Below are 13875 nucleotides of genomic sequence, written 5' to 3'. Positions count from 1 at the left end.
TTTTCATTTTTTTAGCAGCTTGTAACGTTTAGGAATTGTTATGATAAATGTCGTCGAAATTGAACTTAAAATCATCATTACAACAAGTGCAACTAAAAAAATAATATTAGAATAATCAATAAAATAAATTGACATAAATATCATTATAAGAGGAGCAATCCAAGCGATTATATAAAATATTGATGCCTTATAAATCTTATTGAACAGATAAGCGTCATATACTTTGTCATTTTTTTTGACAACAAGCCTGCCACTAGAAATAACCTTCTTGTTTCTTTTTGCTTGATAAATTGGCAGAAGAATGGAAGAAATAAAAATGATAAGCCACATTGACAGTACAACTATAATTTTATTTGTGGGGCTAATCATAAGAATATTTCCTTTAAAAATTATTCCCAAAACAGTTGCTATCGAACCAGATACACCCACTAACTGAGGAACATTGTTAGTCTTTTGTTCTGAATCAGTAAATAATCGGTAAGTTTCAGTATCAATAAAATAGTCAACGCCCTCATTTGTCAGTAGAAATATTTTTTCTGAAATTACCATTTTCTCTTGTTTTTTTCTCCCATATAGCAACAATTCTTGCTTTTTTAATTGCCAAAATTAAATATGGAAAGAGTAAAGTGAACAGAAAAAATACAATACCATATAGAATAAACAGTCTAGGTTCTGAAGTTGTAACATATAGTCCTCCAAATATTGGAGTTAAGATTAAGAAAAACAAACAGATTAATATAACTATCCTAATATGCTTTTTCACTTCTCTAAGTATCCTCAACTTTTTTTCGGGCACCAACACAATAGCTTTGTATTTCCAAGCTTTTAATCCTCTATCCAAGTCTTTAAATCTTGGATAATCAAACATTCTCTCAACAAAATATAAAAGAGAAGTGATAAGAACTGTTAAAATAACCATTCCTAAAACTAAAGATATTTTTACCAGATAAGTTGGTGAAGAAATAATCGATTGTGCTAACACTCCAAGAACAGTTGCTAGAATCCCTGAAAATTGAGCAAAATTTTTCCTCTGATTTGAAGAAGAATTATTAATCTCAGTTTTTATATAAAAAAGCTGAAAGGTCTGTGTATCAATGTAATATCTCTTCCCAACTTCTTCATATAAAAATTGTTTATGAGAATCAAAGATAGAACTTTTCTTTTCTATATTTACCATTATCTACCTCCTTCTTTTTTTAATTTTATCGTAAATAAAATCAAAACCAACACCAAGAGCCGCACCTATTCCAATTCCAATAATTGTACCAACCCCAGGAGCAAGAGCAGTCCCAAGCATTCCTCCAATTTCTTCTGCAACATATCCACCTGCTACATCTCCCACCGCACTCAGTCCAGCATGAACAGCCGTTTTATTTAGAGCATCATTTTCATCCTCTCCCGATACAATCTGTGTCCCATAGTCCACAAAACTACTTATTTGCCAAGGAGCAAATCGTGTCACATTTTTTAGGCTTTCTCCCAAACTAGAAGACCATACACTTTCTCCAAAATTCAAAAGTGAGTTATCTTCTTTATCCGTGGAATAATTTACTTTAGATGAATTATTCCCACCTTCTTCTGCTACAAGTTGAGCTTCTTTAGAATAATAGGCAGATTGTGGGACATAATTTGGATAGTAGGCTCCGCTAGAACTACTATATCCACCTGATGAATAAGCATAACCTCCAGAGTAATAGTAGCCTCCACCATAACCATAACTATCATAAGTTGGTGCATAATAAACCACAGGTAAAATATAATTTGGCACATACTCATAGCCATTGGCATAATAAGTCGTCGCATAAGGATTACTCGTGTTATAGTAAACAATCGGTGGCACATATTTGTAGTAAACATCTAACGTTTCATCAGTTTTCGGATAAAGTCCTGACTCTGTGGTGCTTCCTTCGATGTAGTAATTACCAAAGTTATAAGGGACATTGACCGAATATGGCTTGTTATAAAGCCCCGTGATTGATTGTTGTCCTAGATAAATACCGTCCGTACCATAATAATCATAAGTGACGGTACTTTGGATATGATAATAATCACCAACTATTATTGTGCTCCCATTTCTGTGCTGACTTTCTTGTCCATAAGCATAATGTGGGAATTTACTGGCTGGAACATTCCAAGAAACATTTGGAAACCAGATAAATTGATGTTGGGGAACGATAAGCTGATTGTTTTCGTCCGCATCATAATAGTTAAGATAAACAATATCTCTGACTTGGGTCGTCAAATGTGCTTGAAGCGCTGAACCAAAGAGGTCATAGCGAACCCCTTGCGAATATTGATAAGAATCTCCACTACGTACTGGTGCTGGACTATAAAAATCATAGTCAAAGTTAGAGAGAAAACCGACACCCAGATAACCACCATAAGGGAGACTAGCTTGACCATTCAAGTCGCTATCAGGGCTTGTCGTATCATAAATAACACCACTTGAATCGGTCGCAAGATTAGTGGTCTTTGGAATGACCGTTAAAAGGTTAGCAAGATTGGTCTTGACTCCTTGTGCCATATCAATATCCGTTGTGATAAAAGAGGCGAGAACAGGGATTTGAAAATTCGTGTTATGGGCGACAATTTGATAATTGAGGGTGACATTATTTGCCCCGTAGTAGAGGGCGACAATCGAGTTTCCGTCGGAGTTGGTAATGTTTTGTTCGCCTGTAAAAGCCAATCCAATCGGACAGTCAGACGTACTTTCTGCGGGGGCTTGCCAGCTTGATTCATCTGTTGAAATGACTTTGTAGATCAAATCTAGATTCATTCCGGCTAGGGTCCTTCCAACATTAGTAATTCGTCCAGAATCTCCTGCATTCATAGTATAAGTGGTCGCAGGTATGGTCGGGCCGTCCGTTTGTCCAAAGTTTTCAGTACTGATTTGACCTGTTGTTTGACCTGTGATTGGAATAACCTCTGTATTTGCCGACCAATGAAGACCATCAGGCGTTAAAAAGTTATTGGGCACAAGGTTGTTAGCCTTGATTGTAATATTGATACCATCTAGCGTGGCTGGTCCTGTAATGTCATTTGCGACTGAACCGGTCGCTTCAATAGTGCTTATTGCAGGGTCTTGACCATTGGCTTGACTGGCAATTGAACCATTTGTGAGAGCAGGATTTATGATTGTTCCGCTCGCCGACAGGCTTGAAGCAATTGTGACGTTTGCTTTTGATGAATCAAGGGGAACACTTGGGGCTTTTGAAGTTGAGGCCTTTGAAATCAATGAAGCTGAAACCTCTGAAGAATTAGAGCCTGTTTCTTCACTTGAAGTCTGAGCCGAACTGGTTGAAGATGATGAAACTGAACTGGCGCTTAGGGTTGTGCTTGCCTGCGAAGTTAGTGAGTTTGCCTCTTTAGTTCGCGTTTCTGCCTGTGAACTTCCTGTATTTCCTTCGGTTGTCGAATCAGATGCGGCAAGAGAAGAATTTACAGTTGGATTGGTGACAGCTTCAGTTTGGCTTGGTGGGCTAACAGCCAAATTTTCATCAGCCTTTACTGCTAAAGGCTGACTAGTTACAAACAAACTTAAAAGAATTCCAGTGCTAAGTAACCAAAATTTACTTGATGACTTCATCTGAAAGTGCTTTTTCTGATTTTCCAATGCAAAACCTCCTTTTAGTGAATATTTTTTGTTTTCTGATTATTTAACATTATACGCTTAATTAGAAATTTTGGTAAAAATAAAGTAATTATTTTAACTTAATTTAAAAACAAGACTTTTAGAATACAAAAAAGCCCACCAAAAGTGGTAGGCTGCTATTTCACTAAAGCACCAAATCATCATATTCTTGCACTTTTACACGCGCTTTTGCTTTTTCTTATCATCTAAAGCAAAAAAAGCCATTATAAAATGACCTTTTCTTTTAAATCAATCCTTTAGATTTTAAATATCTTTCTGCTACTTTTGCAGCATCTTCTTGTTTGACATTAACATCATAATTCATCTCAATCATCTCTTGGTCAGTAATTTTTCCTGACAGTTTATTGAGAATCTTTTTGAGTTCAGGATATTTTTTTAATAAACTTTCTTTCATCAATGGTGCTGCTTGGTAAGGTGGGAAAAGATTTTTATCATCTTTCAGGACAGTCAGATTATATTGCTTGATTTGACTATCAGTAGAATAAACCTCAGCGACATTCACAGCACCAGAATTTAGTGCTTTATAAATTAAACTATTTTGCATGGTTTTGACATTTAAATCAAGACCATAAAGCTTTCTCAAACCAATATTTCCATCTGAACGATTAGCAAACTCAACGTCAAAGCCTGCAGTTAAACCTGAAACATTCGCTAAATCAGAAATTTTGGTGAGCTGATGCTCTTTAGCAAAATCAGATTTGACGGCAATTGCATATGTATCTTGAAATTTCATTGGGGACAGATATGTAAATTGATTAAGTTTTTTTATTCCTTCTTCTGCCTTTTGCCAAACGACATTAGGATCAGTTGAACTCACTGGATCTTTCAAAAATGTTGAAGTAATGGTTCCTGTGAATTCAGGATATAAATCAATTTTTCCAGCTTTCAAAGCATTATATAAGAAAGTGGTATCACCAAAATTAGATTTTAAGTTCACGCGAATATTACTATCTTTTTCAATCATTAGTTTATACATGTTAATCAAAACATCAGGTTCTGCTCCCAATTTACCAGCAATTGTAATTTGTGGATGATTAGAAGTTTGAGGTCGATAATAAGAGCCTCCAAGAACGAGTAAGCCAATGAAAAAACTGATGAGAATTGTTTTTATCTTGGCTTTTTCTAAAAATTTTAAAAGACTACTGAAAATAATCGCTAAAAGTGCTGACGAAATTGCTCCAATTAAAATCAATGAAACATCATTCATATTGATTCCGAGTAGAATAAAGTTCCCTAAACCTCCAGCACCAATCAAAGCAGCTAGTGTTGCGGTACCAATGACCATAACTGTACTCGTCCGAATTCCTGCCATGATAAAGGGCATCGCTAATGAGAGCTCAAATTTCATCAATCGTTCTCTTCGATTCATCCCAAATGCTGTTGCAGCTTCGATTAAAGAAGGTTCAATTTGCTCTAAACCAGTATAAGTATTTTGAACAATAGGGAAAATCGCATAAACAACAAGAGCGACAATTGCTGGTAAACTTCCAATTCCGATGAATGGAATCAAGAGTCCTAGCAGTGCCAAACTTGGTATAGTTTGAAAAATTCCAGTGACTTGCAAAACTGGTTCAGCAATTTTGGGAAGACGTCGCAGCAATAAAGCTAAAGGAATCGAAATCAGAATTGCAATAAAAATTGATATTAATGAAATCTGGATATGTTCTAAAAGCGCCTGCCAAAATTGGCCTTGCTGGCTTTGAAAAGTTGAAATTAACTGATTCATTTGTCACCTCCTGCGATATAGCATATAATATCATCTGAGGAAATCGACTTGCCCTTGTATTTTAAAACTTCCTTATCAGAAAGACGATTAATTATTTCCGAAATAGCTGTATTGTCAGCAACTTCTTGGGCTTCTGGATTTACTGACAGCTCTGTCAGTAATAAATTTTCAACAGAAACCGTTGATAAATTCTGACGGTATTCTTTAAAAAATGTTTTAACGAAATCATTTGCCGGATGTTGATAGATATCTGCTGGTTCAGCAATTTGTTGGATTAATCCATCATTCATTACAGCGACTCTGTCAGCTAAATAGAGTGCTTCATCTAAGTCATGTGTCACAAAGACCACTGTTAAATTCATTTTTTTCTGTAGGTCTTTGATAAATATTTGTAATTGACGCCGTGAAATTGGGTCAAGTGCTGAAAAAGGTTCATCCATTAAGACAATTTTGGGATTTGCGGCAATGGCTCGTAAAATTCCTACCCTCTGTTGCTCACCACCTGATAATTCACTAGGTTGGCGTTGAGCGTAATCTTTAGGGTTCAAACCAACTAAATCAAGTAGCTCATTGGTTCTGTCAGCAATTTTTGCTTTATCCCACCCCTTCATTTCAGGAATTAAAGCAATATTTTCTGAGACAGTCAAATTAGGAAAGAGAGCAATTTGCTGCAGCACATAGCCCACAGATAAGCGCAATTTTCGTAAATTTGCCGTTGGTATTTCTTCATTATTGATTAATATTTTTCCCTCACTTTGAGTGACTAATTGATTAATCATTTTTAAAGTGGTCGTTTTCCCACTTCCACTAGGCCCCACTAGCACAAAAAATTCTTGGTCTTTAATTGTAAAATTAGCATGATCAAGAATTTTTTTGTCAGCAAAAGCCTTGGACACATTCTGGAATTCAATCATGAATGTCCTCATTTCTATCAGTAAAATTTACTGACAGCTTGGAAATAAAGTCTGTCAGTAAAAATTTTATTCTGCCGTAACTCATTGTTTCTACTATTATAGTATCAGCAGTAATTTATTTTCTGTCAGTAAAAATATTCTAAATCACTAGCCACTGTTGGATAAGTGAAAATCATTTTTTCAACATCCGCCAAAGTCATTTTTTGTTGAATTAAAATATTAATTAAATTAATCACTTCATCAGCCACTGAACTTACCGTTGATGCCCCCACGATTTCTCGCTTTTCATTGAGTGCAACTTTTAATTTTGCCAAGGGGTCATTAATTCTTTTATAAGTATACCAAGAACTTAAATCTAAAGCCTTAGTATGAAGCCCTTCACCTGACATATGGCCAACCTCAGCCAGTTTTGCCGTTCCAAAAATGATTGTAGGAATTGCTGGATAAGCAATTTTTTGTGGTTCATCCTTAACTAAATTTTCACCTAAATAAGCTCCTTCAAAAGAAGAAACAGGCGTCAAATGAGGTTGATTTTTAGAAAGTACATCTCCCATCGCATAAATTTTAGAATTACTTGTTTGTAAATATTCGTTTACCTTGATGCCTTTAGCATCCGTTTCGACACCTACTTTTTCTAAATTTAGCTTATCACTATTTGGCTGACGGCCTACTCCCGCAATCACTAAATCTGTTTTATGTTCAAAATCAGTCCCATCAGTCAGTAAAAATCCGTCAGCAACTTTTTCGACTTTATCTACAGAAATATCCTCGATAAATTTAATACCTTGAGCTTTAAGGTAACTAATAAATTCATGCCCCATTTCTTCATCAAAATGAGCAACACTCGCTTTTTTACGTGAAATAATAGTAACATCGCTCCCAGCCGCTTTAGCAATTTGAGCCAATTCTAAAGAAATTGGACCACTTCCTAAAAAGCTGATTTGAGCGGGAAATTCTTCAAGCGCTAAAAAATCATTACTTGTTTTTAAAAATTCTTTTCCAGCAATATCTAAAAGACGTGGGCGGCTTCCGGTTGCGATAATGTAAGTTTTAGCTTGATAAGTTTTCCCTTCAACTTCAAGCTCTCCTTGGTCATTAAAAGCGGCACTGCCATATATTGTTTCTATCCCAGCATTTTTCAAACCAGTAAAAGTTGATTTTTCATAAGGGTCAGTAATATTTAGTTTACGACTTTTCAGCCCTTTCCAGTCAATGTTTAATTCACCAGAAATCCCCTGCCCTTTTAACTGTTCAACCCGACTTTTGGCTTCCACAACTGCCATCATCATTTTTGTTGGGTCACAACCATAGTTTGGACAAGTTCCTCCCCATTTATCATTCTCAATAATTCCGATTTTGTTATCTTTAGTTTTTAAACGATAAGCTAATCCTAGTCCACCAGGTCCAGCACCAATAATAATATAATCAAACATTCTTTAGCCTCCTAAATATTATTAAATCTTTAAAATGTACTCATGATATAACACTTTAGCTTAATTCTACTTTTTTTCTCTAAAATAATAAACTATTTTGCTTTATATAAAAAAATTCAGTAGCCTAACTACTGAATTATCCTTCATGAAATTGTTCTTCAATATCCAAATTATAAGAAGCTTCTGTTGCGACTTTAATTTGAATCTCTCTCTTTTTTCTTGGTAAAAATTTTCTAATCTCATCATCGTTGTAACCAACTTGTAGTCGCTTATGATCGACAATTAAAGGGCGACGTAAGAGCGTTGGGTTTTCTTCAATTATTTGAATCAAATCATTTAATTTAATCGTTTCAAAATCAATATTTAATCGTTGATAAGCTTGACTTCTTCTAGAAATGATATCTCCAGTTCCTTCCTCAGTCAATGCTAAAATCTCTAATATCTCTTCCTTACAAATTCGACTCGTAACCAAATTTATTTCTTGGTAAGCAAGATCTTGTTTCTCCAACCATTCTTTTGCTTTTTTACAAGAGCTACAAGATGCTACTGTGTATATTTTTATCATAGTGTTCACCTCATCTTTTTCTTATGGCTTTATCATTTATCTCTTAATTACATTTTACCATAAAAAGATAATTTGTAAAGGGCATCATGAGAAAAAGATTAGGAATTAATTTATTTTTAACCTAAATGAAAAAAACTGCAAAAATACAGTTTTTTTCATTTTATTTATAAATTCGTTTGATTCTATCAGAAAGTAAACAAAGCACTTCATAATTTATCGTTCCACGCCATTCAGCAACATCTGTCGTCGTGATTTCATTAGTCTTATCACGACCAATCAGGGTAACTTTTGTTCCTAGAGGATAAGATTGATCAAGTTTTATCATCATTTGATCCATACAAACTCGACCAACAATCTCACAAAATTCTCCATCAACAAGTACTTTAAAGCCTTGCATTTGACGGGTCCAACCATCAGCGTAACCAATTGGAACAGTTCCAATCCATGTTTCTTCACTTGTTTCATAAGTTGCACCGTAACCAACTGTTTCGCCTGCGGCTATTTTTTTAATATGAGTCAATTCAGAGACTAAAGAGAGAGCAGGTTCGATTTCAAAAGGAAGTTCCAAAGTTTTACCACTTGGGTTCAAGCCGTACATTGAAATACCTAAGCGTTCAATAGCTTGAACCTGTTCCTTATGCCATAAAGCAGCGGCTGTATTAGTTGAGTGAACAAATTTTGGTTTACGTGATAAGCCGGCCATAATTTTGTTAAATCTTGCCTGTTGATCTTTAAATTTTGTATCATCAGCCATATCGGCGGTCGCAAAGTGAGTGAAAATCCCTTCAAAATTAATCGCATATTTATCAGCAAGTTCAATCATCTGATTCGCTTCTTCAACATCCCGAATTCCAATCCGACCCATACCAGAATCTACACCGATATGAATTTTTAAATCTGAAAGTTCTGTCTCTTCTTGAACAACCAATTTTAGCCATTCTAAACTTGGGGCAGTAAGGCTGATATTAAGAGCAGATGCAATATCAACATCTTCTGGAACAATTCCTGATAGAACTAAAATTGGTTTAGTTACCAAATGATTCCGTAATTCAATTGCCTCATCAAGGTTTGATACACAAAAACCGCCTACCAAATCGCTCACCGCCTTAGAAACCTCAACCGAGCCATGACCATAAGCATCTGCTTTCACTGCTGGCCAAATTTCCGCATTAGGGTGAATATGCTTTTTAAATTTTTCAATATTATTTCTAATCGCCTTTAAGTCAACAATGGCTGACGTATTGCGATGTGGAGAAGTTTTCATCTTTTAAACCTTCCTCTAGTTTAAGCAAAAATTTTTATTACTTCTTAATTCTTTTCCAAAACAACAAAAGCAACAGCTTCTAAATTACTATGCGAGATAGATAAATGAACCTGTCCATCAAAAGGATGTTTAGTAAAAAAGGGTTTTCCTAATTCATCATTTTTGATTTCAAGGTCATGCATGCCCAAAGCCTTACCAAATCCCGTACCGTAAGCTTTAGAAAAAGCTTCTTTTGCTGCCCAACGTCCCGCAAGAAATTCAGTTTTACGAGCGGTAGATTGAAAACTATTATATTTTTCTAATTCCACTGCCGTAAGAACCTGTTCCACAAAACGTTCAGAACGTGTCAGTGCTTTTTGAATTCGAGAAAGCTCTACATTATCAACACCTGTTCCAAAAACCATTTTTCCACCTCTATTTATGGAATAAAAGGTTAAAATCTGGCAGATTATGCCAGATTTTAAACCCTTAAAAGTTTAGTCACTAAACTCTTTAATTTTATAAATTACTTTGTAAGTTCATAAATTGCTTCAGCATAAATTACTGCCGCTTTATAAATATTTTCAACAGGTTTCATTTCATTAGCTTGGTGCATTGAATCAGGCTCCCCTTCAAACATCGCACCATAAGCAACACCACGTTCTAAAAGACGACCAAAAGTTCCACCACCAATGATTGTTTCATAACCTTTGAGGCCTGTGTGTTTTTCATAAACATCAATCAATGTTGATACAAGTGGGTCTGACATTGGAACATAATGTGGAACGTGAAGATGTTTTGAAAGTTCAACTTCAACAACACCATCAAGTTTAGCAAGAATTTCTTGCATACGTTCTGGACTATTTCCTTGTGGGAAACGGAAGTTAAGCGCGATTTTACCTTCAGAATTCTCATCAAATGACCAAACACCAGCGTTCATTGAAGTATTCCCCATTAATTCATCAACATAAGCTGTTCCCAACTTTTCACCTTCATGGTCTTCAAGAAGTTTTTCAGCTCCAACTTTAATGAAAGCAGCAGCACCATCAGCAAAATTAAATTGGTTCAAGAATAAAGTAAGGTAAGTTGCTCCATTTACACCTTTTTCTGGCATCGCACCATGTGCTGATTTACCATAAAGTGTAATTGTCGCTTTTCCAGCAGTTTCTTCAAGGTCAAAACGAAGATTTTTGCTTGCATGTTCAGCTACGAATTTTTCAAGTGCAGCTTGTAAATCTTTAGCGCCTGAAATTACTGCAGTTGCAGATTCTGGAACCATATTTTCGGCAAGACCAGCTTTAAAGCTGTGAAGAACAACTTCTCCAGCATTTTTGCCTGCAAAATGGAGATATTCTGTAATATTTCCTTTTTCACCATTGATAATAGGAAATTCAGCATCAGGTGAGAAACCAAAGTCAGGCAATGGCAATTCACAATGTTCAAAATAGTAATCCATATCTGCCCAACCAGTTTCTTCGTTTGTTCCAACGATAAAACGGATTTTTTTGCTTAATGGAAGATTGAGTTCTTTCAAGATTTTAAGAGCATAGTAACATGCAACAGTTGGACCTTTATCATCAGATGCTCCACGAGCATAAAGATTTCCATTACGAATTTCTGGTTCAAATGGATTTGAATCCCAACCAGAACCTGCAGGAACAACATCTAAGTGACCGATAATTCCAAGAACTTCTGCATCATCACTTGCACCATTTTCGTATTCAAAATGTCCAACATAATTATCATAATTTTTAGTTGTATAACCATCACGTTCAGCAATCTTCAAGAACGCATCCAACGCTTTTCTTGGACCAGGACCAAATGGATTTTCAGCATCTGCATGTTCCATATCCATTGCAGAATCAATGCGCAAAAGGCTAAATAAATCTTCCATCAAAGCGTCTTTACGCTTTTCAACTTCGGCTTTAAAATCAATAGTTGTCATAATCTTCTCCTTGAAGTAGTATATTTATCTATTATACCAAAAATTTGGTTTCGATGGTTACTCCACTATTTTAGCAGATCAATTTTCTTATTCTTCTTATCTAAAATCTCAAACATCTTCACTTGTGGCCCAGCAAGTGGAATTTGTGAACGACTTACTTTTGGTTGGCCATTTTCTGTCAGTACTTTTGAATCAAAATGAACCCACATTTTGTCTTCTGATAATAATTCGTCAGCACCTTCAAAGGTCTCTTCTGGTTTTAATTTAATGATTGCCAAATGCCATTTTTGATGAGAAAAAATGTGAGTAAAATTAGCTATATATTCCATTTTTGAAATACTTTCCGGAAGTTCTGGAATGATAATATTTTTACTGACAGAACCGTCAGTAACCATTTTTTCAAAATCTGCTGCTGGTAATTCTGTCAGTGGAAATGTCCACATGTCTGCTAACAGGCCTTTTGATGGACGCTTTTCTAAATAATATTCTCCTAATGAATTTTCTAAGGCAAAGGCTGCAAAATACAAATCTTTTTGTTTTATCTTTTTTGTTTTTACTGGATAATTTAATTGTTTTCCTGACGCTGCCGCTGCACAATTGTTTAGTAAGGGACAAGCTTCACATTTTGGACTCTTTGGGCTACAAACTAAAGAACCTAAATCCATCAGCGCCTGATTGAAATCACCTGGTCTTTTTTTACTAATGAGCTTTCTTAGATAGCCATCAAAAATTTTCCTTGAACTGCTTTTAGAAATATCACAATCTAATTCAAACAGCCTGCTGGTCACGCGCATTAGATTTCCATCAATTGCAGGCTCAGCGAGTCCAAAAGAAATTGAAGCAATTGCAGCGGCTGTATAAGGTCCAATTCCTTTTAATGACAATATATCGGCTAGATTGTCAGGAAATTTTCCATTATATTCATCAACAACTTCTTGCGCTGCGATTTTTAGATTACGAGCGCGAGAATAATAGCCCAACCCTTCCCAAAGTTTTAGAAGTTCAGCATCATCAGCTTGAGCTAAAGTTTCAATCGTCGGATATTTTTTCATGAAACGTTCATAATATGGCATGACAGTTTCAACCTGTGTTTGTTGGGACATGATTTCTGAAATCCATATTTTGTAAGGTTCAGTTGTTTTTCGCCAAGGGAGTGGCTTTTTATTATCATCATACCAAGAAAGTAAATCTTGCTGAAATTCCTTTATTTGATTCTTAGACCAGTCCATCGATTCTCCAATTACTTTCTTAATTCCTAGTTTGTCAGTAAATATTTACTGACAGATTTGCAATAACTACTTTATTTTACTGACAGAATTTCTGTCAGTAATTTTTTTGTTTTTTCAAGAATCAAAAGAACTGACAGATTTACTGACAATTCTTTTGATTACTTTATTTTTTACCTTCTAAAAGAGGAACATTATCCTTGAGTGATTCCCAATTTTCATTTTCTTGAATTGGTCCAGACAAAGTTGTTTTCACACGCTCTGCTACTTCATAAGGAATGCCAGCTTCTGCCACTTCTTGTACACTTGCCTCTTCAATTGCTTTCAAATTTTTGAAAGTTGTCAGTAACTTTTGTTTTCGTTTTGGACCAAGTCCAACAATACCATCCAATTTACTTGAAAATGTATTTTTACCACGTAGTTGTCTATGGAATGTAATCGCAAAACGGTGAACTTCATCTTGAATTCTTGTCAGCAAAAAGAATTCTTGAGATTGTCTTGACAAGGGAACCACGTCTAAAGGGTCACCAAAAAGTAATTCTGACGTTTGGTGCTTATCATTTTTTTGCATCCCAGCAACCGGGATTGATAGCCCAAGCTCTTTTAAAACTTGCTTGGCAATGTTAACTTGACCAGCTCCACCATCCATTGCAATTAAATCAGGAAGAGGCGTTTCTTCTTTTAAAGCTCGTGAATAACGTCTCGTCATCACCTCGCGCATTGAAGCATAGTCATCCGCACCAACCACTGTTTTAATTTTATATTTCCGATAATCTTTTTTTGAAGGTTTTCCATCAATAAAAACAACCATTGCAGATACTGGTGAAGTCCCCATAATATTTGAATTATCAAAAGACTCAATTCTTACAGGTTTTGGTATTCCCAAAATTTTACCCAAGTTTTCAACTGCTTTAGTCGTTTTCAAAATATCACGCTCAGCCACATCAAATTTCAATTGTAATTGACTTTGAGCATTCTTAGTTGCCATATTAACCAATTGTTTTTTCTCACCACGGCTTGGTTGAACAATCTGTGTTTTAGCTAAAAGTGATGATAAACGTTTTTCGGCTGATAATTCTTTATCAAGTTTAACAATTGATTGCTCAACATCTTTTTGATCAGAAAATTTAAGCGTCTTGGCCGTAAAAACTTTTGCATCCACTTCTTTAGC

At 35.4% G+C, this 13875-nt stretch carries 12 protein-coding genes; all 12 read right to left on the bottom strand.

The features are described from left to right. Window positions 1-3 precede the first annotated feature (3 nt). The 12 genes from ACRYLU_RS04355 to ACRYLU_RS04300 all read right to left on the bottom strand — a co-directional run bounded on the left by ACRYLU_RS04355 (window position 4) and on the right by ACRYLU_RS04300 (window position 13866). Complete coding sequence (locus ACRYLU_RS04355; RefSeq protein ID WP_445081287.1) at window positions 4-549, bottom strand: hypothetical protein; 546 nt, start codon at window positions 547-549, stop codon at window positions 4-6. After that, complete coding sequence (locus ACRYLU_RS04350; protein ID WP_445081286.1) at window positions 512-1177, bottom strand: hypothetical protein; 666 nt, start codon at window positions 1175-1177, stop codon at window positions 512-514. Before ACRYLU_RS04350 ends, ACRYLU_RS04355 begins: the two co-directional genes overlap by 38 nt. A 3-nt stretch (window positions 1178-1180) precedes the next feature. Continuing rightward, window positions 1181-3613: a cell wall anchor protein gene (locus ACRYLU_RS04345; RefSeq protein WP_445081285.1), complete on the bottom strand. Its 2433-nt coding sequence runs from the start codon at window positions 3611-3613 to the stop codon at window positions 1181-1183. Window positions 3614-3875: 262 nt separating this feature from the next. Next, the gene (locus ACRYLU_RS04340; protein ID WP_015426150.1) at window positions 3876-5378 is read right to left on the bottom strand and encodes an ABC transporter permease/substrate-binding protein; all 1503 of its coding nucleotides are present in this window, start codon (window positions 5376-5378) and stop codon (window positions 3876-3878) included. Next, window positions 5375-6292, bottom strand: coding sequence for an ABC transporter ATP-binding protein (locus tag ACRYLU_RS04335; protein WP_260311693.1), 918 nt, complete (start codon window positions 6290-6292; stop codon window positions 5375-5377). The genes ACRYLU_RS04340 and ACRYLU_RS04335 overlap by 4 nt, the downstream gene beginning before the upstream one ends. A 125-nt stretch (window positions 6293-6417) precedes the next feature. Further along, on the bottom strand, window positions 6418-7725 hold the full coding sequence (locus ACRYLU_RS04330; RefSeq protein WP_038600073.1) for a dihydrolipoyl dehydrogenase family protein: 1308 nt from the start codon (window positions 7723-7725) through the stop codon (window positions 6418-6420). Between the two features lie 136 nt (window positions 7726-7861). Further along, window positions 7862-8290, bottom strand: coding sequence for a Spx/MgsR family RNA polymerase-binding regulatory protein (locus tag ACRYLU_RS04325; protein WP_038600070.1), 429 nt, complete (start codon window positions 8288-8290; stop codon window positions 7862-7864). 160 nt (window positions 8291-8450) lie between these two features. Further along, the gene (gene alr, locus ACRYLU_RS04320) at window positions 8451-9554 is read right to left on the bottom strand and encodes an alanine racemase (RefSeq protein WP_445081284.1); all 1104 of its coding nucleotides are present in this window, start codon (window positions 9552-9554) and stop codon (window positions 8451-8453) included. A gap of 44 nt (window positions 9555-9598) precedes the next feature. Next, window positions 9599-9958 carry a holo-ACP synthase gene (gene acpS, locus ACRYLU_RS04315; protein WP_003132600.1) on the bottom strand — a complete coding sequence of 120 codons (360 nt, stop codon included), beginning with the start codon at window positions 9956-9958 and terminating at the stop codon, window positions 9599-9601. Window positions 9959-10059: 101 nt separating this feature from the next. After that, window positions 10060-11478 carry a dipeptidase PepV gene (pepV, locus tag ACRYLU_RS04310; protein WP_038600061.1) on the bottom strand — a complete coding sequence of 473 codons (1419 nt, stop codon included), beginning with the start codon at window positions 11476-11478 and terminating at the stop codon, window positions 10060-10062. Between the two features lie 65 nt (window positions 11479-11543). Beyond that, the gene (gene mutY, locus ACRYLU_RS04305; protein WP_445081283.1) at window positions 11544-12707 is read right to left on the bottom strand and encodes an A/G-specific adenine glycosylase; all 1164 of its coding nucleotides are present in this window, start codon (window positions 12705-12707) and stop codon (window positions 11544-11546) included. Between the two features lie 163 nt (window positions 12708-12870). After that, window positions 12871-13866: a hypothetical protein gene (locus ACRYLU_RS04300; protein WP_375710658.1), complete on the bottom strand. Its 996-nt coding sequence runs from the start codon at window positions 13864-13866 to the stop codon at window positions 12871-12873. Window positions 13867-13875: the final 9 nt, after the last annotated feature.

This window comes from Lactococcus sp. KTH0-1S (assembly GCF_052544945.1).
This window is presented reverse-complemented; position numbering and strand designations above follow the sequence as displayed.